Annotated in this window: 24 protein-coding genes; 10 read left to right on the top strand and 14 right to left on the bottom strand. The window is 56.7% G+C overall.

All coding sequences use genetic code 11. The features are described 5' to 3' along the window. On the bottom strand, window positions 1–1575 hold the full coding sequence (locus KIN_RS03825; protein WP_159804611.1) for a hypothetical protein: 1575 nt from the start codon (window positions 1573–1575) through the stop codon (window positions 1–3). 249 nt (window positions 1576–1824) lie between these two features. Between KIN_RS03825 and KIN_RS03830 the strand changes: the two genes are divergently transcribed. Beyond that, entirely contained in the window at window positions 1825–2382 is a 558-nt protein-coding gene (locus KIN_RS03830) for a shikimate kinase (RefSeq protein ID WP_159804612.1), read from the top strand. Beyond that, the gene (gene aroB, locus KIN_RS03835; RefSeq protein ID WP_159804613.1) at window positions 2379–3497 is read left to right on the top strand and encodes a 3-dehydroquinate synthase; all 1119 of its coding nucleotides are present in this window, start codon (window positions 2379–2381) and stop codon (window positions 3495–3497) included. Before KIN_RS03830 ends, aroB begins: the two co-directional genes overlap by 4 nt. A gap of 16 nt (window positions 3498–3513) precedes the next feature. On the opposite strand, the gene ssb is transcribed toward aroB, so the two are convergent. Further along, a complete protein-coding gene (ssb, locus tag KIN_RS03840; protein WP_159804614.1) occupies window positions 3514–4011 on the bottom strand; it encodes a single-stranded DNA-binding protein in 498 nt (165 codons plus the stop codon). A 151-nt stretch (window positions 4012–4162) separates the two neighbouring features. Between ssb and KIN_RS03845 the strand changes: the two genes are divergently transcribed. Continuing rightward, on the top strand, window positions 4163–4762 hold the full coding sequence (locus KIN_RS03845) for a lytic transglycosylase domain-containing protein (protein ID WP_159804615.1): 600 nt from the start codon (window positions 4163–4165) through the stop codon (window positions 4760–4762). On the opposite strand, the gene KIN_RS03850 is transcribed toward KIN_RS03845, so the two are convergent. Continuing rightward, the gene (locus KIN_RS03850; RefSeq protein WP_159804616.1) at window positions 4759–5550 is read right to left on the bottom strand and encodes an enoyl-CoA hydratase; all 792 of its coding nucleotides are present in this window, start codon (window positions 5548–5550) and stop codon (window positions 4759–4761) included. The two genes, KIN_RS03845 and KIN_RS03850, sit on opposite strands and share 4 nt — an antisense overlap. Window positions 5551–5608: 58 nt before the next feature. Between KIN_RS03850 and KIN_RS03855 the strand changes: the two genes are divergently transcribed. Beyond that, window positions 5609–6040, top strand: coding sequence for a PaaI family thioesterase (locus KIN_RS03855; protein ID WP_159804617.1), 432 nt, complete (start codon window positions 5609–5611; stop codon window positions 6038–6040). Window positions 6041–6088: 48 nt separating this feature from the next. Here the strand turns inward: KIN_RS03855 and KIN_RS03860 are convergent, their stop codons facing one another. Further along, a complete protein-coding gene (locus KIN_RS03860; protein ID WP_159804618.1) occupies window positions 6089–6322 on the bottom strand; it encodes a DUF1127 domain-containing protein in 234 nt (77 codons plus the stop codon). A 96-nt stretch (window positions 6323–6418) separates the two neighbouring features. On the opposite strand from KIN_RS03860, the gene KIN_RS03865 reads away from it, so the two are divergent. From KIN_RS03865 to KIN_RS03880, 4 genes are all read left to right on the top strand, one after another. After that, window positions 6419–7789, top strand: coding sequence for an aminotransferase-like domain-containing protein (locus KIN_RS03865; protein WP_159804619.1), 1371 nt, complete (start codon window positions 6419–6421; stop codon window positions 7787–7789). 144 nt (window positions 7790–7933) lie between these two features. Then, window positions 7934–8395: a 50S ribosomal protein L13 gene (gene rplM / locus KIN_RS03870; protein ID WP_159804620.1), complete on the top strand. Its 462-nt coding sequence runs from the start codon at window positions 7934–7936 to the stop codon at window positions 8393–8395. A 2-nt stretch (window positions 8396–8397) separates the two neighbouring features. After that, window positions 8398–8907, top strand: coding sequence for a 30S ribosomal protein S9 (rpsI, locus tag KIN_RS03875; protein WP_159804621.1), 510 nt, complete (start codon window positions 8398–8400; stop codon window positions 8905–8907). Window positions 8908–9152: 245 nt separating this feature from the next. Beyond that, a complete protein-coding gene (locus KIN_RS03880; RefSeq protein WP_159804622.1) occupies window positions 9153–10157 on the top strand; it encodes a Hint domain-containing protein in 1005 nt (334 codons plus the stop codon). Here the strand turns inward: KIN_RS03880 and KIN_RS03885 are convergent. The 8 genes from KIN_RS03885 to KIN_RS03920 form a co-directional block, all read right to left on the bottom strand. Further along, window positions 10154–10771, bottom strand: a complete 618-nt coding sequence (locus KIN_RS03885; RefSeq protein WP_159804623.1) for a TetR/AcrR family transcriptional regulator — start codon at window positions 10769–10771, stop codon at window positions 10154–10156. The genes KIN_RS03880 and KIN_RS03885 overlap by 4 nt on opposite strands. Next, a complete protein-coding gene (gene ppk2, locus KIN_RS03890) occupies window positions 10764–11633 on the bottom strand; it encodes a polyphosphate kinase 2 (RefSeq protein ID WP_159804624.1) in 870 nt (289 codons plus the stop codon). The genes KIN_RS03885 and ppk2 overlap by 8 nt, the downstream gene beginning before the upstream one ends. A gap of 67 nt (window positions 11634–11700) precedes the next feature. Then, window positions 11701–12651, bottom strand: a complete 951-nt coding sequence (locus KIN_RS03895) for an alpha/beta fold hydrolase (RefSeq protein ID WP_159804625.1) — start codon at window positions 12649–12651, stop codon at window positions 11701–11703. Window position 12652: 1 nt separating this feature from the next. Next, complete coding sequence (locus KIN_RS03900; RefSeq protein ID WP_159804626.1) at window positions 12653–13567, bottom strand: homoserine O-succinyltransferase; 915 nt, start codon at window positions 13565–13567, stop codon at window positions 12653–12655. Between the two features lie 42 nt (window positions 13568–13609). Continuing rightward, window positions 13610–14470, bottom strand: a complete 861-nt coding sequence (locus KIN_RS03905; RefSeq protein ID WP_159805350.1) for an ATPase — start codon at window positions 14468–14470, stop codon at window positions 13610–13612. A 57-nt stretch (window positions 14471–14527) separates the two neighbouring features. Beyond that, complete coding sequence (locus KIN_RS03910) at window positions 14528–15445, bottom strand: DMT family transporter (protein WP_159805352.1); 918 nt, start codon at window positions 15443–15445, stop codon at window positions 14528–14530. Window positions 15446–15561: 116 nt separating this feature from the next. Further along, a complete protein-coding gene (locus KIN_RS03915) occupies window positions 15562–16725 on the bottom strand; it encodes an OmpP1/FadL family transporter (protein ID WP_159804627.1) in 1164 nt (387 codons plus the stop codon). 152 nt (window positions 16726–16877) lie between these two features. Then, window positions 16878–17756, bottom strand: coding sequence for a DMT family transporter (locus KIN_RS03920; protein ID WP_159804628.1), 879 nt, complete (start codon window positions 17754–17756; stop codon window positions 16878–16880). Window positions 17757–17816: 60 nt separating this feature from the next. On the opposite strand from KIN_RS03920, the gene KIN_RS03925 reads away from it, so the two are divergent. Further along, window positions 17817–18434, top strand: coding sequence for a neutral zinc metallopeptidase (locus KIN_RS03925; RefSeq protein WP_159804629.1), 618 nt, complete (start codon window positions 17817–17819; stop codon window positions 18432–18434). Window positions 18435–19059: 625 nt separating this feature from the next. Here KIN_RS03925 and KIN_RS03930 read toward each other — a convergent pair. Further along, window positions 19060–19425: a Rid family hydrolase gene (locus KIN_RS03930; RefSeq protein ID WP_159804630.1), complete on the bottom strand. Its 366-nt coding sequence runs from the start codon at window positions 19423–19425 to the stop codon at window positions 19060–19062. 330 nt (window positions 19426–19755) lie between these two features. Between KIN_RS03930 and KIN_RS03935 the strand changes: the two genes are divergently transcribed. Continuing rightward, entirely contained in the window at window positions 19756–20385 is a 630-nt protein-coding gene (locus KIN_RS03935) for a LysE family translocator (protein WP_159804631.1), read from the top strand. A 131-nt stretch (window positions 20386–20516) separates the two neighbouring features. Here the strand turns inward: KIN_RS03935 and guaA are convergent, their stop codons facing one another. Continuing rightward, the gene (gene guaA / locus KIN_RS03940; RefSeq protein ID WP_159804632.1) at window positions 20517–22091 is read right to left on the bottom strand and encodes a glutamine-hydrolyzing GMP synthase; all 1575 of its coding nucleotides are present in this window, start codon (window positions 22089–22091) and stop codon (window positions 20517–20519) included. Between the last annotated feature and the right edge of the window lie 182 nt (window positions 22092–22273).

The raw sequence follows: 22273 nt of genomic DNA on the forward strand, positions 1-22273 counted from the left end.
TTAGCTGACGTCCCGGGTCAGAAGCACATGAAGCGCCATTTTGCGGGCAGTGTCTTCAAACCCAAGAGAGCGTAGCAGCCCGATCCCGTATTCCAAAGATTTCGGGTCAGTGCCGGTTCCGTCCTGCATCATGGCGATGGCCCGTAAGACTGCTTCACCAAGTTTGCCCTCTTCCACCAGATCTGCGAACTCAAGCGGGACCCCGTCTGTGTTGAACGCGGCCGCGATACTGGCCTCTAGCGGATCAGCGATGGGGGCGTTCGTTTGAACATCGCCCAATGCGACCCCGTACCAAATCGGGTTTGATTGCCGAAGCGGCGTCGCGATGGCTGTTTTCTCGTAGGCATTGCTGAGCAGGAGCATTGGCAAGGCCGCATCCGCCGCGCGGTTTTTGAGTCGCGCTTGGATCAGCGCTGGCGCAAACATTCGCGCAAGCGCGGGCTCAAGATCAGCGGTGCGCATGATGTCACGAGCTGTCGCAACGCTTTGGACGATTTCATCGTCGGTTCCCGATGACAAGGCACGGTCCAGTGCCTGTACCGCAGCGACGCGGTCCCAGACACCGCCCGACGCTGCTGCGCGACGCTCGGAATAGATGGCCAGCAACTGAGACGGTGCGATCGCGCCCAGGCGGCTCAGACGTTCGGCGGCCCGAAGCCTTGCTTTCCAGCCTTGGGTTTCGCTCAGCGAGGCAAAGTCAAAGGCGCGGGGCAGGGTGCCCTGCGCCAAAGGTTCCCCGATTGCGCTGTGCAGAAAGAACGAGAGCGGCGTGACGCGGTCCGGTGCGGGCAGGAATGCCTGGCCGTCTGCCAATTCGGGGTCGAGAAAGCGGGCCAGAAGATCGGCTTCGGAGGTCGAGATAACTTTCAGCGTTTCGGCAGCCATCAGTGTCGCAACCGCCGTAGACCAATCGCCGCCACGGGCAAGGCAAAACACCCGGGCCGGGATAGTTGGTGCGATCTCGGGGATTCCCAGCATCTGACGACACGCCTGATCTTCTTGGCCGGACAGCAGACTGACATCAAACCAACGCCGGAACAGACGCGGGTCGGTTGGGCCTGCCCGTTCGAGCAATGCGCGCGCTTCGTTTAGCGCACCCGTTGCAAGCAGACGGTCGACGCGCGCAAGAAACAACTTGGCGTCCCGGGTGCTGTCGACGGGCGGCGCAAGCTCTGCGAGCAGGATCTGGCGTAAGAGATCTGCAAGCGGCGGCGGCAGGTCAGCCCGAAGATCCGCGATCAGCCGTGCGAGTTCCGCTGAACTGCTATTGCCCCAGAAATCATCCGGCAGACCCGTAACGGAACGTGGAAGCAGGCCGACAGCATCTGCATTGGTTTGTCCAAGAGGAACCGTGTTTATCCGGGCGGGTGTCGCCGAGGTTGCCGTCACTGCCCGCGTTTGATCCGGCAACTCGCGCGGTCCAAGACGTGCCGGAATTGCAATTGTGTCCGACAGCCAGCCGATAGCCGACAGCGGCGGTCCCTCGGCCGTTGCTTGAGCAAAAGCTGGTCCAGACAGCAAGAACGCTGCCAGTCCAAAGGTTCGGCCCAGCAGTCGGGAAGTGTTAGTCAACATCAAACTCTACCGGTTGGTTTATCTCAACCTGATTGGGGGCGAGATCACCAAAGTAGGCATAGCCCACGATTGCTGAAAATCCTGTTACGAGGAGAAAGACCATAATTTTAAAGAACCGCACCATACTGCCTGCCCGTTTTTTTGATCGTGTTTTTCCCCGCCACCGTAACGGGTTTAATCTATTTTATATATGGTATTCTCGGCGACTTCACGCCATTGCTTTCAGGAATTTTCTGACTGAGCGAGACGATGCCCACCACGCCCGACACATTGCAGAAGCCTGTTGTTCTTGTCGGCATGATGGGGGCAGGGAAAACCGCGATCGGCACGGCGCTGGCCAAGCTGCTTGATGTCGAGCTGATTGACAGCGATGAGGCACTTGTTTCGGCTGCGAACATGTCGATTGCCGAGATTTTCGCCCGCGACGGGGAGGCGTTCTTTCGTAAACGCGAAAGCGAGGTGCTGGACCGCCTTTTGTCTGGCGCGCCTTGTATTCTGTCGACGGGGGGCGGTGCGTGGCTCAGCCCGGTCAATCGCCAGATGATCCAAGACCGTGGGACGGCGGTTTGGCTGAAGGCTGACCTGGCGCTGCTCTGGTCACGGGTGCGCCACAAAACCACGCGCCCTTTGCTGCAAACTGACGACCCTTACGGCACGTTGAAAGAGATTTTCGAGGCGCGGCAGGATATCTATGCGCTGGCAGATCTGGTGGTGGAAGCGCAGGCCTCCTACTCAATCCAGCAAATGGCGGATGCCGTCCTGAACTGCCTGAAAGAGGCGCGTGTGGTCACGGAGAAGGCGATATGACAGAGCAGGTTCACGTAAAACTCGCCGAGCGGTCCTACACCATAGAAATCGGTACCGGGCTTGTGGCCGCCGCTGGGTCTTATATCGCGCCGCTTCTGTCGCGGCCTCGGGTGGCCGTTGTCAGCGACGAGACGGTCGCAGCGCTACATCTCAAGGCTTTGGAAAACGGTCTGTCTGTTGCCGGGATCGAGATGGTGTCGCTTGTGCTGCCCGCCGGGGAAAGTACGAAAAGCTGGGATAACCTCACCAAGGTGACTGAATGGCTGCTCGATCAACGGATAGAGCGCGGGGACATCGCAATTGCGTTCGGTGGTGGCGTGATCGGTGATCTGGTCGGGTTCGCGTCCGCGATCATGCGGCGAGGCATCCGGTTTGTGCAAATGCCCACATCGCTTCTGGCGCAGGTGGACAGTTCGGTCGGTGGCAAAACCGGGATCAACACGCGGCATGGGAAAAATCTTGTGGGCGCGTTTCACCAGCCCAGCCTTGTTCTGGCGGATGTTGATTTGCTGTCCACGCTCACGCCGCGCGATTTTCTGGCGGGCTACGGCGAAGTGGTGAAATACGGCCTTCTGGGCGACAGCGCATTTTTCGAATGGCTGGAGGAAAACGGACTAGCGCTTGCGGCGGGCGATGTACAACTTCGGACCGAGGCCATTCGCAAGTCCTGTCAGATGAAAGCTGATATTGTCGCTCGCGATGAGACCGAGCAGGGGGATCGCGCGCTTCTGAATTTAGGTCATACGTTCTGTCACGCATTGGAGGCCGCGACAGGTTATTCCGATAGGCTTCTTCACGGGGAGGGCGTGGCGATCGGGTGCGCGCTTGCTTTCGAGACGTCTGCGCGGTCGGGTCTATGTGCCCAGGAAGATCCAAGTCGGGTGCGTCAGCACCTCAAGGACATGGGTATGAAAACCGATCTTAGCGACATTGACGGGCCGCTGCCCCCGGCGCCGGATCTGCTGGATCTGATGGGGCAGGACAAAAAAGTGGTTGATGGTACGTTGCGCTTTATCATGGCGCGGGGCATCGGCGAGGCCTTTGTCACCGATGCTGTTGATTTAAATGTGGTAAAAGCGGTTCTGAGCGACGCATTGTCGGACCGTTCATCATAACGGGTCTGGTTGCGTCCTAGAACGGGATTTCGTCGTCGATATCGCTGGAAGATCCGCCGCCCGACGGCCCACTGTCATAGCCGCCACCTGACGGACCGCTGTCGTAGCCGCCGGCGTCGCCGCCGTAGCCACCACCTCCGCCCATGCCGCCACCGCCTTCACCTCGGCCGTCAAGCATCGTAAGTGTGGATGTGTAAGGACGCAGAACGACCTCGGTCGAGTAGCGATCCTGACCGGACTGATCCTGCCATTTGCGGGTTTCAAGCTGGCCTTCGATATACACCTTGGACCCCTTCTTCAGGTATTGCTCTGCCACACGCGCCAAAGGTTCGGAGAAGATTGCGACCGAGTGCCATTCTGTCCGCTCGCGCCGCTCGCCGGTGTTGCGGTCTTTCCAGTTTTCAGATGTCGCTATGCGCAGATTGCAGACCTTACCACCGTTCTGAAACGTGCGGACTTCTGGATCGCGCCCCAGATTGCCGATAATGATGACTTTGTTTACCGAACCGGCCATGGCTGAACTCTCCCGAATCTTTTCTTGTCTGCTTTGCTGTTATGCGTCCGTGGTTAATAGAAGGCAAACACGTCTGGGGGAACGCAGAACTCTGGTCATAGGTCTCAAATTCAGTATAGTCCTGTCCAAACGCGCAGGGGTGATTTTGGGTATGCGGTCTTTGGCATTGGGTGTGGCGCTGAGCGCACTTGGTTTAATGATGCCGACATCAGGTATCACGGAAGGTCTGAAAGGGGCTGGGTCCACCAGTTCCCGGGCGAATATCTTCGCAAGTCAGGCTCGGCTCTTGGATGGCCGTCTTTCCTCGCAATACAAGGCGTCAGGCAAGCTGCGCCCGAAGCTTGACAGCAGTGCGCCTGCGTCTGTCCCAAGATACACGGGCAGCTACCGCGGGGCCTACCTTGCGACGGCCAAAGCGAAGGCGCGGAAATACGGCATCCCTGAGGATTTGTTCCTTCGATTGGTTCAGCAGGAAAGCGGGTGGAAGCCGAATGCACGGTCTCACAAAGGGGCACTCGGTCTGGCCCAGCTGATGCCTGCAACGGCACGCAATCTTGGCGTAGATCCTACAGATCCCGAGCAAAACCTCGAAGGTGGTGCGCGTTATCTCAAGCAGATGTACCGCGAGTTCGGCAGCTGGCGTCTGGCGCTGGCAGCCTATAATGCAGGCCCCGGCGCGGTGAAGCGCCATGGGGGCATTCCACCTTACCGCGAAACAAAGAATTACGTGCGAGTGATCCTCGGCAGCTAGTCTTTCCAATCGGGCGGGCGCTTTTCAAGAAAAGCCGCGATGCCCTCTTCCGTGTCACGAAACCCCATGTTTTCCGTCATGACTGCGCTCGCGTAGCTGTAGGCCTCTTCAACCGACATCTCAGCTTGCTCATAAAACGCGCGTTTGCCGATCCGAACTGCAGCACCCAACTTTGTCGCCAAGTGTTCGGCCAAAGCGCGGGTTTCCTCCGCCAGGGCGTCTGGCTTGGCGATGCGGTTGATCAGCCCCATCTCGCGGGCGCGGGTTGCTTCGATGAACTCGCCGGTTGTCAGCATCTCGAACGCCTGCTTGCGGGGAATGTTGCGGCTGAGCGCGACCATCGGGGTCGAGCAGAAAAGACCGATATTGACACCATTGACCCCGAAGCGCGTGCCCTCTGCTGCGACTGCCAAATCGCAAGAAGCGACAAGCTGGCACCCTGCCGCCGTTGCGATGCCATGCACCTGCGCTATGACGGGTTGCGGCATCTTCTGGATCGTCAGCATCATTCTCGCGCATGTGTCAAAGAGCGATGTGAACGCAGCCTTGCCACCATCCTCGGATTGCCGCGCGGCAGTCATTTCCTTCAGATCGTGGCCGGCACAAAACGCCTTCCCCGCGCCGCTTAGGATCACGGCTTTGACGGATGTGTCCTGTGAGATTGCGTCGAAGCTGTTTTGAAGCGCGCCAAGCATGGCATTAGACAGCGCGTTCAGCTTGGCGGGCGCATTCATCGTCAGATGAGCGACCCCATCGGCATCCTCGCGTATCAGAAGTTCGTCGGTCATCTTGTCATTTCCTCCCACTTTGACAAAGAGTACCGGGGGGAACCGGCAGGGGGAAGACATGGAACTGAAAATGAATATCGCGGAGCTTCAGGCCTTTCTGGACGACGCTTTCCCGCAGGTTGCTGGCGATTTCGAATTTGTTTCCATCGCGCCAAAAGAAGTGGTCATGGCCTTGTCAGCGAGCGAAAAACATCTGCGTCCGGGCGGGACGGTTTCTGGCCCGTCAATGTTCGCACTTGCCGATGTTTCCGCCTATTTCGCCATCCTGTCGATGATCGGACCGGTTGGACTGGCCGTTACGACAAATTGCGCCATTGATTTCATGCGCAAACCCGGGCCCGGGCGATTGCTCTGCCGGATGCAGCTGTTGAAACTGGGTCGTGTTTTGGCGGTTTGTGAAGGGCGGTTGTTCTCGGAAGGGACGGAGGACGTCCCCGTCGCACGGGCCTCCCTGACATACTCGATCCCGCCATCCGACAAATCTACATAAAAAAGGCCGGGCAGAGTGCCCGGCCAGTGAAGAGGTTTCGGATTGCGCTCAAAGGCGCCAAAACGGTTTGTCGGCCTCGGACATCGCCTGATCTCGCGTAAGGCCGATATCCTTTAGCTCATGATCTGTCAGACCTTTTAGCGTATGTCGGGTTCGGCAGGCCTCATCCCATTTCATCAGCACATACGCGACGGCCACCGCCGCGCGGGGCAGCAGGGCAAGTGTATTGCGCGCTGACAAGGCAGAGAGTTGGGCGTGATGCGACAGTGATAACAGTGCCATGGGACTGGTCTCCAGAATTGTATTGATACAATGTAGCGAATTGACTACATTTGTGTGATACAAATTTACATTGTACCGGTCCAACGAAAGATTGTTATGAATACAATTTGGTTTCCTGACCTGACGAACACGTCTGTGCCGAAGTACCAGATCATTGTGGATGCGATCCGTTCGGGCATCTCGAATGGTCAGTTGGAGGAGGGCGAAAAACTGCCCCCGGTGCGCGAGGTCGCCTGGCATCTGGGTATCACGCCGGGCACAGTCGCGCGGGCCTTCTCGCAACTGGTCGATGCGGGGGTGCTTGAGGCAACCGTGGGTCGCGGTACGTTCGTCGCCAAACAGCGGGCCGTTGCGCAGGTGCAGGACTGGCCCGAGGTTGTAAGCCTGAAGTCCCCGAAACTGCCGGATGTGGGTCAGATCGAGGCGGTTCGGTCCGCGCTGCGCAAGATATCTCACATGCAGGACGGGCTCTTGATGGGGTATCCGAATGCCAAGACCGACTTGCCTGCGCGTGAAGCCGTGTTGGAGTGGAGCGCCGGAAAGCTATTGGGCCGCACTACGCCCGATGATGTAGTGCTGACCTATGGTGGCCAGAATGCGATCACGCTCATCCTGCAAACCGTGCTCAAGGGGGCGGCGCCAGTGGTTTTGGCGGAAGATTTGACCTATGCAGGGTTTCGACATGCAGCCCGCCTGCAGCGGGCCAAAATAGTCGGGCTGGCCTCGGACGAGTACGGCGTGCGGCCGGGTGCACTGGATGCGGCCTGTCGTGCCCATGATGCCCAGATTTTCTGTACCAGTCCCGAGGTGCACAACCCGACGGCGCACCGGACGGGCCTTGAGCGGCGCAAAGCACTTGCGGATGTTGCGCAGCATCATGGGGTCCAGATACTGGAGGATGATTGCTATGCGCTGCGCGACAGCGATCTTCCCAGCTACCGGGCCTTGTTGCCGCGCCAGACGTGGTATGTGTCCTCCATCTCGAAGTTGCTGACCCCGTCCTTACGGCTGGGATATGCGATCGCGCCATCCCCACGGGCTGCCGAGTTGCGGCGGACGGCGCAATATTCTTTTTTTGGCATCGCAACGCCCTTGACCGAACTGACGGCCGAATTGCTGTCCAGCCCGAACATCGCCGATCTGAACCGCGCAATGCAGGATCAGATCGCGGCTTTGGTGCAGGTCGCGGTGAATGGGCTTGGATCCTACGATCTGCGGTGGCGGCCAGACGTTCCATTTCTCTGGTTGTCTCTTCCAAACGGATGGCGTGCCGGGTCCTTTTGCAGCGCTGCTGAGCGGGCCGGTGTCTTGATCCGCAGCGCTGATGATTTCACCCTGATGGAAGACCGCGCGCCCCACGCTGTACGTATTGCCGTGAATGGGCAGGTCGATATCAAGTGTTTCGAAGCTGCCATCGGTCGGTTAAGAGGCCTTTTGGACAAGCCACCCTCGGAAATTGAAGTTTAAAATGGGGTATTATTATACCTTATTTTCAACCCTCTGATTTTAAATAATTTTTTGAAGTTCAGTGGTGTTGACCCGCGCTTGAAAATCCTTAGAACACGTCCATCCCACGGAGCAGGGGCTCCACGGAAGTTTTGAGGACCTGAAATGAAAACCTATACCGCTACACCCGGCGATATTGACAAGAAATGGATCCTGATCGACGCCGAGGGCGTGGTTCTGGGCCGTCTTGCCTCTATCGTTGCGATGCGCCTGCGCGGCAAGCACAAGCCATCCTTCACGCCCCACATGGATATGGGCGACAACGTTATTATTGTGAACGCTGAAAAGATCCAGCTGACCGGTAACAAGCGCAACAAGCCGAACTACTGGCACACCGGCCATCCGGGCGGGATCAAGTCGCGCACAAATCAGGAAATTCTGGAAAGCGCGCATCCAGAGCGTGTAGTCATGCAGGCGGTCAAGCGCATGCTGCCCGGTGGTCCATTGAGCCGTCAGCAAATGACAAACCTTCGCGTATATGCCGGTGGCGAACACCCGCATGAGGCGCAATCCCCCGAAGTTCTGGATGTCGCATCCAAGAACAAGAAAAACACGCGGAGCGCATAAGAATGGCTGACGAAATCAAATCCCTCGACGAGTTGAATACCGTCGCTGAAGGCGTTGTCGCCGCTGACACGTCTGCCGCGCAATCCGTCTCCGACGCGATCACCCGCGAACCACAGCGTGACGATCTCGGCCGCTCTTACGCGACCGGGAAACGGAAAGATGCAGTGGCACGGGTCTGGATCAAGCCCGGCTCTGGTAAGGTCGTGGTAAACGGCAAAGAGCAGAACGTTTACTTTGCCCGTCCCGTTTTGCAGATGATCCTGCGCCAGCCGTTCACGGTGTCTGGCACAGAAGACCAGTTCGATGTGTTTGCGACCGTCAAAGGCGGTGGTCTCTCCGGTCAGGCTGGTGCAGTGAAGCACGGCATTTCAAAAGCGCTGCAGCTTTATGACCCCAGCCTGCGCGGTGCGCTGAAAGCGGCCGGGTTCCTGACACGCGACAGCCGCGTTGTGGAGCGGAAGAAATACGGTAAGGCCAAAGCACGTAAGAGCTTCCAGTTCTCCAAGCGTTGATTTCTACCACAACGTAGATATTCAGTGGGTCGCCCCGTGGGGCGGCCTTTTTTTGTGAGCTATTCATCTAGATCAGCAGGTTTTAGCAGGAAAAGATCCGGCGTTCGGCTCGTTTTCGCGACTTCGCTGATCGTCTCGTCTTTTCTGACCCTCCGGCGGCCGTCCTTAACCTTATCTTAAGATCTTCGCAGGCTTTTGTTTACCAAGCCCACAGGGCTGAAACAGTTCGAGTGTGGGGGCGCGCGATGCCGAATTTCTTCATATGGTCAAACTCTGATTTGGGCATAGGCAGCCTGAGTAATGCCGTTAACGGCGGAAATTTTCTCGTCGGGGCCGGAGAGCCATCTGTCGCGCGGGTCAGCGATGACGAGGGAAACTTTGACGACGATCGCAGCAACAACGGTCAGGTGCAGGATCCTAACCTGAACCAGTTTCTTACAGAAAATCTGGTGGTGGACGGCGCGACGCTCGGTACGACGGGGGAGACGATCTACAACGCCGCGGAGTCGCGTATCATCAACAACACCACCGGAGAGATCGGTCGTCTTCTTTATGTGACTGTCGGCGGGACAAGTGGGAATGACTTTGTCGGCTATGCCCTGACGATACCGGTCAGCGAAGGCGACGTAATCTCAATCTCCAACTTCAGTGTTGTCGCGACACAGCCTTACTCGACCATGGTTGCCTGTTTTGCACGCGGCACGCTCATTGAAACGACAGACGGGCATGTCGCTGTTGAGGCTTTGTTCGCAGGTCAAGAGGTAATGACCCAAGATCGCGGCCCGCAACCGATCAGGTGGGTCGGATCAACACGTGTGGCAGCTGAAGGGGACCATGCGCCAATTGTGATCGGCAAGGGGATGTTCCAGAATACAAGGGATCTGGTTGTCTCCCCTCAGCATCGCATTCTTCTGCGCGGCTGGCAGGCAGAACTTCTCTTCGGTGAGACAGAAATCCTTGTCGCAGCAAAACATCTGACGACATCGGACAGGGTCTACGTACGGTCTGGCGGTGAGATCGAGTATTTCCACATTCTGTTTGATCAGCATGAGATCATCTATGCCGAATGCGCCGCGTGTGAGAGCTTCCATCCGGGTGCTGTGACGTTGGGCGGTCTCGACACCGACCAGCGTGAAGAGCTCTACGGCTTGTTCCCTGATCTGCGGTTCTGGCCCGATAGCTTCGGCCAGTCCGCCCGGCTGTCGGTCAAAGGGCAGGAAGCCGCCACACTTGGCGATCTGGCACACTAGCTGTCGGGACGGATCAAGCCCAACCCCCTAAGATAGATACCAATACCTGTTTCCAACAAGTCCTCTGGTGGAAATGGGGCCTGCGCGCCTGGATTACCCCGCGCAAACAGCTCCACGACACCGTGGCTCATGGCCCAGATATGGCTGGAGAACATCGTGGCAGGCGGGCGTTTGTCTTCTGGAATGTGCATGCTGAGCTCTGTCGCAGCCTTTTCGAGCACGCCCCGAGATCGCGCCGCGGCAGCCGCAAGATCTGGATTGACCTGCATGCTGAGCCCGCTTTCAAACATCGCCATGTAATGCCCCGGAAACTTCCGTGCGAAGGCCAGATAGGCCCGACCCGTCGCCTCGAAAGCAGCCAATGCAGTGGGCTTGCCATCTGCGTAGGCGTGTTCCATCAGATCGCCGAAAATGCGATGCCCTTGAAGTGCCGCCTCTGCGATCAGGGCTTCGCGGCCGTCAAAATGCCTGTAAACGGCGGCAGGTGTCACATCTGCGCGCTTGGCCGCCTCGGCGACAGTGAATCCCGTCGGTCCTTTTTCTTCAATCAGTTTCAGCGCGGACTCAACAAGCGCCTGTTTGAGATTGCCATGATGATAGCCGCGTTTAGGCATCCCAGATCGCAGGGCTCCCGCATATTGTCGGATCGGGTTCGATGGCGACATCGTCGTTGCGCTTGTCATAATCGAACATTTGCAACACATGCCGGATTGCGGCGATGCGCGCGCGCCGCTTGTCGTCTGATCTGACGATGGTCCATGGGGCATGATCCGAATGGGTCATGTGAAGTGTTTCGCCGATCGCGTCTGTGTAGGCGTCCCAGCGGTTCAGACCTTCCACGTCGATCCAGCTGAGTTTCCATTGTTTGAGGGGGTCACGCTCCCGCGACATGATGCGGCGCAACTGCTCCGCGCGCCCGACATTGAGCCAGAACTTGACTAGCACGATGTCGTCCTGCGTGAGCATCCGTTCATACTCAGGAGCCTGCCGGAAGAAGAGCGTTCGCTCCTCATCCGTGCAGAAATCGAACACCTTCTCAACAACGCCGCGGTTGTACCAACTGCGGTCAAAAATCGTGATCTGCCCGGAGCTTGGCATATGGGCGGTATAGCGCTGGAAGTACCACTGACCTTTTTCGTGATCGGTCGGCTTTGAAAGAGCAACCGTACGGGCCACCCGCGGGGCGAGGTTTTCGCGCAACCTGCGGATTGTGCCACCTTTGCCCGCGGCGTCGCGGCCTTCGAACACGAGGCATAGACGTTTGCCATTTTCTGTCAGGTAGCGCTGAAGTTTGACCAGTTCAATTTGCAGCAGCGCTATCGTGTTGTCATACGCGTCACGCTTCATCCGAACGTCGTAAGGATAGGTGTCGGATAAGACCTCTTTCTTGGAGGCCTTTGCAATGCTTTCCCGAATGTGATCCGGCGCCTTCGTTTTGTAGAAATCAGTTATTGCGCCGTCAAAGGGCAGAGACATATGGCGATCCTTCGGCGTGGTCGAACGAGACTGTCGTCGGGTGTGTTCGCCACTATGGCCCGTTTGCCTAGAGCAGACCAGCGCGTTTTGCCGCCCGCCGGATTGCTTCGACCACCTGCGCTTCTTCAGCGTGATGCGGCATATGCCCTGTCCCCTCCAGCACGGTCAGTCGCGCGCCTTTGACCTGCGTCGATAAGGGATCAGCGTGAACATCAAAAGGAACGGTGCTGTCAGCGGTGCCATGAATGATTTCCAGCGGGACATCAATCTGATCATACTGACCAACTTGCGCTTTCACATCACCCAACAACCTGTTGATTTGCTGGACATTCGCGCGAAGCTGCGTGGGGCGGGTCGCGAGATCCACGCCGATATGGTCGATGTATCCGGGCGGTACCGGGTCGGGTTCAAAAACACCTTCCAAGGTGCCTTCCACCCGGTTGCGGGTTGCGAAAACAGATATGATTGGAATGAGAACGTTTTGTCCGAGCCATGTCCCATTCACACGGTACCATGCGTCCAACTCCCCTGGCCAAGGATTTGATACGGCCGAGATCGCTACGACACCCGCCACGTCGTCCGGATGGCGCAGGGTGTAGTTCAAGGCCAAGGCGCCGCCAAAGCTTTGTCCGGCCACAATTGCATTCGATACATTCAGCATCTCTGCTGCGCTGTGCAGAAGGTCCGCCTGTTCCGCAAGGCTTTCCCCGTCGCCGGCACGCGCATCAATGCGCTCGGTAAGGCCGTGTCCCGGCCTGTCGAACACAACCACCCGGAAATCGTCTTTAAGTTTATCGACCATCGAAAAGGTGAAATCGCGATGGCTGCCGCCGGCCCCGTGAAAGAGGATCAGGTCCGGGCCGCTGCCCTCGACCACCGCATGAACCTGAGTACCATTTACGTCCAAAATCTGACCTCTCTCACCTTCGGAAAATGCGGTATCCTGAGACCCGACAGCCGCACTGCATGCCGCAAGCGCTGTGATCAAAAAACCTGGCAAGAGGTAAGAACGTACCATTCTACTGACCAATCTTATCCATATCGAAATTCGTCGTTTGATAGATCTGGTTGACCCAGTTGCCATATAGAAGATGTGCATGCGATCGCCAGCGGTTGAGCGGTGTTTTCGAGGGATCATCATCGGGATAGTAATTTAAGGGCACGTTAATCGGCTCACCAGCCCCATGGTCACGGTCGAACTCTTCTTTCAACGTGCCGCTTTCGTATTCGAAATGATTGAAGATATAGAGCGCGCGCCGCTTGGCATCTTCAACCAGGCATGGCCCGACCTCTTGGCTGCCCAGAAGGGTTGTCAGACCTGCTCCGTCAATTTCGTCTTGCCGCATCTCTGTCCAGCGGCTGACCGGGATCACGCAGTCATCGGAAAACCCGTTGAGATAAGGCGAGGCTGGCGTAAGGTTGGCGTGGCGGAAACAGCCGAATGCCTTCGCATCCAGCATATGTTTGTCGACGCCGTGGAAGTGGTTGATCATAGCCATTCCGCCCCAACACACGCCGAAGGTTGAATGCACATTCGTCTGGGTCCAGTCCATTACCTCGACAAGCTCGTCCCAATAGGTGACGTCGGTAAAGGGCAGATGCTCAATGGGGGCGCCCGTGATGATCAGTCCGTCGAACTTCTCGGTCTTCACCTCCTGAAACGGGCGATAAAATTCCGCCATATGGGCGGCAGCGGTGTTCTTGGTCTGATGTTCGGACATACGGATGAGGTGCAAATCAATCTGCAACGGCGTGGCCCCGATCAATCGGGCAAACTGATTTTCCGTCTGGATCTTCTTGGGCATCAGATTGAGAAGCCCGATTTTCAAGGGGCGAATATCCTGACGAGCAGCCTGACCTTCATCCATGACCATAACGCCTTCATCCTTGAGCACTTGATAGGCTGGAAGGGAGGCTGGAAGGGTGATGGGCATGGTCTTTCGTCCTTGTTGCGAAAGGCCTAGGTAGCCAGCCGGTCAGCCGTTGCCAAGGGCCTGCACGATCAACTGGTCGAGATCGGCGGCGCTTCGGGTTTCAGCAAGAGCTGCGGCGGGCACCGAAATCCCCCAGTTTTTTGCCATGGCGGCGTAGCGGGGCTGCCTGTGAGCCAAGGCGCGCGCGTAGGTCCAGCGGATGAAACTGTCGGGATCGACCTCCCGCTCTGACAGGTTGTTTTCTGTCAGATAAGTCGTCCAAGAGGTCTCCAAAAACTCAGGCGCGTAGCACATCGGCTTTGGTGCCTTATCGAAGCGCCGGACCAGTTCGGCCGTATGGTCTGAGCTGCCTTCGATCCACACCATCAGATGCGTCGCCGCAAGTTGCTTCAAAACGGGGTCGTCTGGATTCTCAGGATCGACGACCTCGCAAATAGATCCGCCGCTGTCGCACACGAAATGATCGTACCCGTAAAGCCTGTTGGCGCGGTCCATGAAATGCGCTGTATCTATCAGGGCGGCCACCTCTGCCCCGTGATGAAGGGCCTGACGCCGCTGGTACTCCGCAAAGCTGAGGCCACCTTTATCGGGATCTCCCGGCTTGCCCAGATACGTTGAAAGGGGGGCTAAGTTGTCGAATGTAATGTTTGAGGCGATGTAAATGCTGTCGGTGCGCAAAAGTTCTGCGAGAAACGGATCCTGCATCGCATGGGCTTTGAAGTTGTCCACGATATGCTCGCCCATGTACCGCGTGCCGATCCGGTAATCGACCGAGTAGTGAAACCACTCACCACTGTCGCGCAGCATGTTGGCTATATGGGTTTTTCCCAAACCTGACATGCCGAAAAACAGCACGCGCTTGGCCGTAGCAGCGCGCCAGGCGTCAGCGGATGGATAGAGCAGTGAAGTGTGGCGCATAAGAACGGTCCTTTGGCCCGATCTTTAGCCGCGAGCTGGAGGTCAGGCCAGTGGGCGTCGACGCATCAGGTGGAAGATGCGACCATCCAGCACCATCAGCCCTGCCACGAGCAATGCGAAACCGAAATAGGCCTGCGGCTGAAGTTCTTCGCCCAATACGATCGCACCCAGAAGGATGGCAATAGGGGCGACCAAAAGTGTACAGATCATCAGATTTCCGCTGCCTGCAACTGAGAGTATGCGGTAGTAGAGGAGGTAGGCGACGGCCGTTGCGATGATGGAGTAATACCCGATTGCACCCCAAGCCTTGACGCTGAGTGAGAAGTCCGGCGGGCCGTCAATGAAAACGGAAAGCGGGATCAAAACAAGCGTTGATCCTGTCAACATCCCAGCAGCCGCCACCTGCGGTGCCAGGTCGCTGAGGGTCTTGCGTGCCCATGCGCCGGCGAAAGCATAGGACAGCGTCCCGGCCAGAACGGCCAGTTGTGCGGTAGAACGGATGTCAAACTGCGCGAGGTTTTCCAGGCCGATTGCCGTCGCCACCCCCAGAAAGCCCAAGACAACCCCGAGTATTCGGCGCGGGGTGATCCGTTCGTCGGCAAACACCGCAGCTGCAACGATCACCCCAAAAATCGCAGTGGCTGCATTCAGGATAGAAGTGAGACCGGTCTCGATATGAAGCTGTCCCCACGCCATCAGTGAAAACGGAATCGCATTGTTTAAGAGACCCATCACCAGAAACGCGGTCCAGATGCGTGCGGTTCTTGGAACGGTCATCTTGCGGATCAGGACATACGCCCAAAGAACCAGCATTGCCCAGAAGACCCTGTGCGCAACGGCCGTCAGGACCGGAACTTCGTCCAACGCAAACCGGATTGACAGGAAGGAGCCGCCCCATATGACCGACAGAAGAAGAAGCTCCGCCCAAGCCCGCGTGCTGAGTGTTTTCTGATCTACCATTCGTGTGGGCATATCGCAGGTCAATGGACCTCACGACCCGAAATGTGCGCAATGCCAATAAAAAAACGCCCCGCCCCAAGGGGCAGGACGCTTCGCTGCATGTTCAGTTGAGTGACTTAGAACCGGAAGCCGACGCGAACGCCGACCGATACGGCGCTGTTGTCTTCGAAGACAGCGCGTTCAACATCAGGTGTACCAGTTTCTGGCCGTGCGTCACCCAGAGCGGTATAGCGAATGCCGCCGCTGATCACCATTGCGTCCTGTTCGTAACGGGCACCAAGCGTGATCGACTGAGAGCCATTGCGCGGTGCCAGCGGCGAGACGAGGTCATCGTCACCCTTGCTGGACCAACCCACAGCAATCGAACCGGACCAGTTTTCATTAAACCGGCGCGCGACACCGAGGGACACGTCCGTGCTGTCCTCAATTGTTGTCAGGCTTGTGTTTTCGATTGTTGGCTCAACCGCGGCGTCGAAGAAAATCGGCGAGACGACCGTGTCTTCGTAGCTGGCATAGCGCACGTTACCGAAGAGCAGGGTGTCTGGTGCGATACCGGACTGGAAGTCCAGGTTGATGCTTTCTGGCGCTTCCACTTCGGTTTCACTGCGTGCGGCGAGCGTCGGGTTGATCAGGTTCACACCGATACCGTTGATGGTCTCCGTCGTGCGCAGGTCATGGGTGATCTTGGAGTTATACGTCAGTGCAACGCGCAGTGCGATGTCAGGACGCTCGTAAGCACCACCGATCAGATAACCAAAGGCGCCGTCGCTTTCGAATGCACCATTGTAGCCGTTGAGACCACCATAGGCGGCGCCAGACAGCGTCACGTTCGCCGAAATCTCTTGGTAGCGCAGACCACCATGGACCGACCAATTGTCGTCGAATTTGTAGCGCGCGATACCAGTTACGGCATAGCTGTCAACGATGGCTTCCGTGCCACCGAGTGCTGTGGTGTTGTCACCCGGGTAGGTCACGTCGGAGCCATAGGGCTCGTCAATGATCAGAGCGAAAGACGTTTTGTCCGTGAACTGGTACTTCAATCCGAAACCAGCTGTTGTGAAGTTGCTACCGGTGTTGCCGATGGACTCACCGAATGCAGAGCTGAACGGCGATGTGTCTGTGCCATCAACCGACGGATCTGTGAAGCCGAAGCTAAGCTCGACGTAATTGCCGCGTTCAAACAGAATATTGATATTTTGCGAGGAGCGATCCAACCCACCAGCCGATGCGAGCGACGTTGTGGCGGCCAGGATAGCAGCTGTGCCTGTCAAAAATTTCATGGTTTCCCTCCCGAAACGCTTTTTTTCTTAGTGCGAACTGCTTTATCCGAACAGCATAGACCTGCGTCAATTTGTGACCCAGCGTCATGTTATCCACAGACCTTGATTTTCTGCCTGCAGGTCCCATGCGTGGCGAAAATCGCACAATTCTGTTAACGAACGGGGGATTTCCGTCGAGTCTCGGCGGCGATGTTGAGGTAATTCGCGCTGAAAATGATGACTGCGCCAAGGATGACCCAAGGGTCCAGTGCCTCTGAGTAAGCCAATGCGCCGATGACAGCGATCACCGGCAACCGGGCGAAATCCATTGGCATGACGACGGCAGCAGGTGCTAGGGTCAATGCAGTGGTCAGGCAAAAATGAGCACACAGGCCGGCGAATGCCACAAGCACAACCCAAGGCCAGATCACGACTGAAGGCCAGAAGATGTCCCCGTCCCACCCGGCCATGACCAGACCGAAGACCGATTGCATCACGGTGAGCCAGAAGAGGATATTGGTTATCGAATGGCTACGGGTCAGCAGTTTTGTGAACAGGGCGGACCCCGCAAAACCGACGGCTGCCAATGCCGCCAGCGCAATGCCAGGTTCGATATTGCTGATGTCAGGCCGCGCTGCGATCAGAATGCCAATGAAGCCCAGTACCGCCACGAGAATTCTCAGACGTGTCAGCTTCTCGTTCAGAACGAACGGAGCCAGCAACGCCACCCAAATAGGCGACGTGAACTCCAAAGCGACGACTTGTGCGAGCGGGATCATGGTGATTGCCGCGAACCAACAGTTCTGACCTGTGAAATGTGCGACGTTGCGCAGCGCATGAGTTTTCAGGTCACGCATCTGGATGCTGCCCAACGTTCCAAAAAGCCGTGCTGCGATCAAAACGATGCAGATCCCGATAAGCGAACGATACAGCATCAACTCAAACGTATCGAGTTCAGACGAAATTGCCCGCCCGGCAATTGCCATCGCAGTGAACGAAACAATTGCGCCAAGCATCCAAAGAGCGGCTTGCAGAGGCGTGCTGGCGGGCATGGTGGGACTTTCCGGTGCGTGTCCTCTGTCCTTGAGCCGAAACCCGGGTAAGATCAAGCGATGCGGATGAAATGGTGTCCTGTGCTGATCGCCTTGGCCGTCGCACCTGCGGTGGCGGAGGATGGTTTAACGTCTCTCGAAGATGCGGCACACGCGGCCTTTTCAGAGATGCCATCTGTCGTTCTGGTTGATCAAATTGCGGGGCAGTGTGGTGCAGATGAACGTGTAAATCCGCATGCAGCCTATTGCACGACCAGGAACATCATCTTCGCGCGGGACATCACAGGTGCTGCGCAGACCTATCGTGTGGCACATCTGTTTGGCCATGCCGTTCAGGTTCAACACGGTATTGCCGACGTTGCGTTGCGTGAAATTAGGACACGCCCGGAAAAGGAGCTGGAACTGCGCGGCCTTGTGGCACGGCAGGTGGATTGCATCGCGGGTCTTCTCTCGGCGAAAGCAGACCTGCCCTGGACGCCGTTGACGGATCTGTTCGAGGAAGAACCGTTCACCGGCAGTCACTGGGGGCGCGATCCTCTGCGCATCGGACCTACGGTCTCAATCGGTCTCGCCGAAAGAGCTGATTGGTATGCACGCGGATATGCCGCCGATGAAATCAGCGTTTGCGCAGTTGGCGGGTTCGGGGCGGCGCTTCTGTTCAAGGCATACCGAGGGTGATTAGGCGCTCTTTGCCCCTTTTTTGTCGGTGTTTCTTGATTTCGGTAGCTCTCTCAAAAGTCGGAGTGGACCCGATCCGAGAACAAGTACGTTGCTTGAAGCGTCACATCGTTATGTGCCTTTTGCCACGTATGTCGGCGAAGTTACGGAAGTCGACCGCCAGTGCTTGACCAACGGCCGCTGCAGCATTGCCGCCCATCTCTTGGCCTTCACTAAATAAATCCGCGCAACGACCGGTGTGTCATCAGCGCCCTTATCCTAAGGCCCAGATAACGAAGAAATCCTTGACCTAAAGCGTTACCGTGCTGCGCTTAGAGTCAGGATGCATAGGCAAACATGCAATTTTCCCTGATCGTATGGACCCGCTGTCTTAGCCCTTTAAACTGTGCCACTATTTATCTGCCGCAGGACGGGTGATTGATGGCTCGGAAGCGGTACTCGGATTAAGATGTGCTGAAGTTATTGCGCAAGATTGATATGCATTTGCATGATGGTTTGGATGTCGTGATCGTGCGCGGCAAGGCAAGGATTTCGGACAAGACATATACTATTGGAGTAAGAAGTTTGGCGGCATGGGGCGGCCTCAGTCGTCAGAGATGAGAGCGCTTCAAAAAGAGAACAACCATTATTCGCCAAGAGACCGCAGTACTTTTGCAGTGACGACGATTTCGATAAGACAACCCTTATCCAGATCTACACCGACACAGGCGCGTTGGGGCCAGTTCTTTTCTGGGCCGATCCAGTCGATCCAGATCGCATCCATTTCCGACTTCTGTGTGATGTTGTTAAGATAGACTGTTGCCTGAAGCAGTCCGGGCTTGCCGCTGCCTGCCTTTTCGAGGATCCGTCTGAGTTCGTCGAGCGCATTCTTTGTTTGTGCAAGTATACCGTCGGCATTTTGCGGGTCAGTTGCGACAGCGTAAACAAGCCCGTTCGACACGACAGCTTCACACCGTCCCAAACCTTCATACGGAAACCTCGTTATAGTCACGATCGCATCTCCCCTTTCACCAACCGCAGAACATCATAGCGCGTTTTTGACTAGGACATGAATTTGCAAAACATGATGTCGGACAGCTGGGCAAACAGCAATACAAACGACGTATCCAAGTCGATGCGGCACTTCTCATGAACATATTTTTTAGCTAGCTATGTTTTGCCACTCACTGACACGATACGGGGCGGGTTATTGGTCGAACACGTGGTTCAGCACCCTATCCTTCAACGGCTTCTGTGCGGCCGCGGAGGTCGACCTCAAAGCCTGTATTGACAACATTCTGCAGGTGCGAAAGCTTGATGAGGAAATCACATGGAGCTCTCAATGCTTCTAGACGTCAACCTTCCGCTTATTCTTCTTGCCGCGCTTGTCGCGTCGGCAAGTCCCGGACCAGCAACTCTGGCCCTCGCAGGAACCTCAATGGCATCAGGACGAACGTCTGGACTGGCGCTTGCTTCGGGTATCACGACCGGATCTCTGATATGGTCCATCGCGGCGGCACTTGGTCTTGGAGCGTTGATGCTTGCGAACGCCTGGGTCTTTGAGGTGATCCGCTACTTCGGGGCTGCTTACTTAATGTTTCTGGCCTACAAGGCCGCACGTTCAGCGATGTCGGACAAGGAATTGGCAGCTAGGCCGCTGCTCGGCGGCAGGCGCACACTCTATGCGAAAGGCTTGACTCTCCATTTGACGAACCCAAAGGCGATCTTGTTTTTTGGATCATTGTACTCACTCGGTTTACCGCCTGGGACCAGCGTTCAGGATCTAGGCCTCGTCATTCTTGCAGTTGGGTTTCAGAGCTTTGCAATCTTCCACGGCTATGCTTTGCTGTTCTCGTCAACAGGTATGACCCGTCTCTATTTCAAATTGCGACGCTGGTTCGAGGGTGCTTTTGCGATCGGTTTTGGAGCCGCAAGTTTCAAAATTCTAACTGCGAAGGTTCAGGCCCCGTAGGCGAACCTTTTTCTGGCTAAGCTAAATTCCAGCAGTCACATTTATAAGGCTTGCCGAACATCGTTACTGAAGGCCGGGTACACTGTGGCACTCGTCCTTTCTGTTGAAGAGATACGTCGATGCGTTGAATATCATTCCCATTCGATCGTGCCGGGCGGCTTTGAGGTGATGTCGTAGGTCACGCGATTGATGCCCGGCACTTCGTTGATGATACGGGTGGCTGTCTCCCCCAAAAACTCATGGCTGAACGGGAAATAGTCAGCAGTCATGCCATCAACGGACGTTACCGCCCTTAGCGCGCAGGCATAGTCATATGTCCGTCCATCACCCATGACGCCCACTGTGCGGACGGGCAGGATTGCAACAAATGCCTGCCAGATCTCGTCATACAATCCATGCTTGCGGATCTGATCGATATAGACCGCATCGGCCTCACGCAGAATATCGAGTTTAGCGCGCGTAATCTCGCCAGGACAGCGGATCGCGAGACCGGGACCGGGGAAGGGATGACGTCCGATGAAGCTGTCAGGCAGGCCAAGTTCGCGCCCCAGAGCACGCACCTCGTCTTTGAAAAGCTCGCGCAGGGGTTCTACGAGCTGCATGTTCATCCGGTCTGGCAAGCCGCCTACATTGTGATGGGACTTGATCGTGACCGACGGCCCGCCGGAGAAGCTGACGGATTCGATGACATCGGGGTAGAGCGTTCCCTGCGCCAGAAAATCTGCACCTCCAATTTCCTTCGCGTGCTTTTCGAAGACCTCGATGAACAGCCCCCCGATGATTTTCCGCTTGGTTTCGGGATCACTGACCCCGTCAAGTTTTCCAAGAAAGAGATCTGACTCGTCTGCGTGAATAAGCGGCAAATTGTAATGTTCGCGGAACATGCCCACCACTTCGGCGGATTCGTTTTTGCGCATCAGGCCGTGATCGACGTAAACGCAAGTCAACTGATTGCCGATGGCCTCATGAATGAGGACCGCCGCAACGGAACTGTCCACACCGCCTGAAAGCGCGCAGATGACCTTGCCGTCACCGACCTGATCACGGATCGCTTGAATGGCTTGCTCCCGGTAAGCGCCCATTGTCCAGTCGCCCGTAAAGCCCGCGAGTTTGACGAAATTCTCGTAGAGAGTCTTGCCGTTCGGGGTGTGATGTACTTCCGGATGGAACTGAACGGCGAAAAACCGGCGCGGTAGGTCGGCGGTGATGGCAAAGGGCGCGTTGGGTGAGGTGCCATAGACCTCAAAACCCGGCGCAATCTCGGCCACATGGTCTCCGTGGGACATCCAGACCTGTTCGCGCCCGTCCAGAAACCATCCAGCCAGAAGATCTGTGGTGGTGTCCTGAGGCTCTACGTAGGCGCGGCCGAACTCGGCTGTTCCATGTCCGCGCGTTACCTTTCCGCCCAGCATTTGCATCATGACTTGCTGACCATAGCAGATGCCCAGGATCGGAACGCCGAGGGCAAACACGCTTTCTGGCGGCCGGGGGGAGTTCTCGTCAATAACTGACGCCGGACCCCCGGAAAAAATCACGGCCTTGGGATCAAAATCCTTCAGAAAGCTGTCAGTGACGTTCTGGAACGGATGGATTTCGCAATAGACATTTAACTCTCGCAAACGACGTGCGATCAACTGGGTGACTTGGCTGCCAAAATCAATAATCAGAAGGCGTTCGTGAGAGGCGGGCGCGATATGATCTGTCATGGCCACGCATTAGGGCTAAGCTGCGATGCGTGCAAGAGCCCTCAGCGTATCGGTCTCACAGCTTTCCTATTTTTCCACTCTTCACAGAGTAAATGTCGCTTTCCCGACCGAGATGACGGATTTTGTTGGGGGTGGCGGGCGCTCGGGCCGTAAATGTAGTGAAACCTAGCGGAGAGGGCGGG

This window comes from Litoreibacter roseus, assembly GCF_009811795.1.
In the GTDB taxonomy this organism is placed as follows: Bacteria; Pseudomonadota; Alphaproteobacteria; order Rhodobacterales; family Rhodobacteraceae; genus Litoreibacter; species Litoreibacter roseus.

Excerpts from the sequence above, each read along its gene's own strand:
- KIN_RS03825 (WP_159804611.1), bottom strand. The coding sequence starts at position 1,575 with ATGTTGACTAACACTTCCCGACTGCTGGGCCGAACCTTTGGACTGGCA.
- KIN_RS03830 (WP_159804612.1), top strand. The coding sequence starts at position 1,825 with ATGCCCACCACGCCCGACACATTGCAGAAGCCTGTTGTTCTTGTCGGC.
- aroB (WP_159804613.1), top strand. The coding sequence starts at position 2,379 with ATGACAGAGCAGGTTCACGTAAAACTCGCCGAGCGGTCCTACACCATA.
- ssb (WP_159804614.1), bottom strand. The coding sequence starts at position 4,011 with ATGGCCGGTTCGGTAAACAAAGTCATCATTATCGGCAATCTGGGGCGC.
- KIN_RS03845 (WP_159804615.1), top strand. The coding sequence starts at position 4,163 with ATGCGGTCTTTGGCATTGGGTGTGGCGCTGAGCGCACTTGGTTTAATG.
- KIN_RS03850 (WP_159804616.1), bottom strand. The coding sequence starts at position 5,550 with ATGACCGACGAACTTCTGATACGCGAGGATGCCGATGGGGTCGCTCAT.
- KIN_RS03855 (WP_159804617.1), top strand. The coding sequence starts at position 5,609 with ATGGAACTGAAAATGAATATCGCGGAGCTTCAGGCCTTTCTGGACGAC.
- KIN_RS03860 (WP_159804618.1), bottom strand. The coding sequence starts at position 6,322 with ATGGCACTGTTATCACTGTCGCATCACGCCCAACTCTCTGCCTTGTCA.
- KIN_RS03865 (WP_159804619.1), top strand. The coding sequence starts at position 6,419 with ATGAATACAATTTGGTTTCCTGACCTGACGAACACGTCTGTGCCGAAG.
- rplM (WP_159804620.1), top strand. The coding sequence starts at position 7,934 with ATGAAAACCTATACCGCTACACCCGGCGATATTGACAAGAAATGGATC.
- rpsI (WP_159804621.1), top strand. The coding sequence starts at position 8,398 with ATGGCTGACGAAATCAAATCCCTCGACGAGTTGAATACCGTCGCTGAA.
- KIN_RS03880 (WP_159804622.1), top strand. The coding sequence starts at position 9,153 with ATGCCGAATTTCTTCATATGGTCAAACTCTGATTTGGGCATAGGCAGC.
- KIN_RS03885 (WP_159804623.1), bottom strand. The coding sequence starts at position 10,771 with ATGCCTAAACGCGGCTATCATCATGGCAATCTCAAACAGGCGCTTGTT.
- ppk2 (WP_159804624.1), bottom strand. The coding sequence starts at position 11,633 with ATGTCTCTGCCCTTTGACGGCGCAATAACTGATTTCTACAAAACGAAG.
- KIN_RS03895 (WP_159804625.1), bottom strand. The coding sequence starts at position 12,651 with ATGGTACGTTCTTACCTCTTGCCAGGTTTTTTGATCACAGCGCTTGCG.
- KIN_RS03900 (WP_159804626.1), bottom strand. The coding sequence starts at position 13,567 with ATGCCCATCACCCTTCCAGCCTCCCTTCCAGCCTATCAAGTGCTCAAG.
- KIN_RS03910 (WP_159805352.1), bottom strand. The coding sequence starts at position 15,445 with ATGGTAGATCAGAAAACACTCAGCACGCGGGCTTGGGCGGAGCTTCTT.
- KIN_RS03915 (WP_159804627.1), bottom strand. The coding sequence starts at position 16,725 with ATGAAATTTTTGACAGGCACAGCTGCTATCCTGGCCGCCACAACGTCG.
- KIN_RS03920 (WP_159804628.1), bottom strand. The coding sequence starts at position 17,756 with ATGCCCGCCAGCACGCCTCTGCAAGCCGCTCTTTGGATGCTTGGCGCA.
- KIN_RS03925 (WP_159804629.1), top strand. The coding sequence starts at position 17,817 with ATGCGGATGAAATGGTGTCCTGTGCTGATCGCCTTGGCCGTCGCACCT.
- KIN_RS03935 (WP_159804631.1), top strand. The coding sequence starts at position 19,756 with ATGCTTCTAGACGTCAACCTTCCGCTTATTCTTCTTGCCGCGCTTGTC.
- guaA (WP_159804632.1), bottom strand. The coding sequence starts at position 22,091 with ATGACAGATCATATCGCGCCCGCCTCTCACGAACGCCTTCTGATTATT.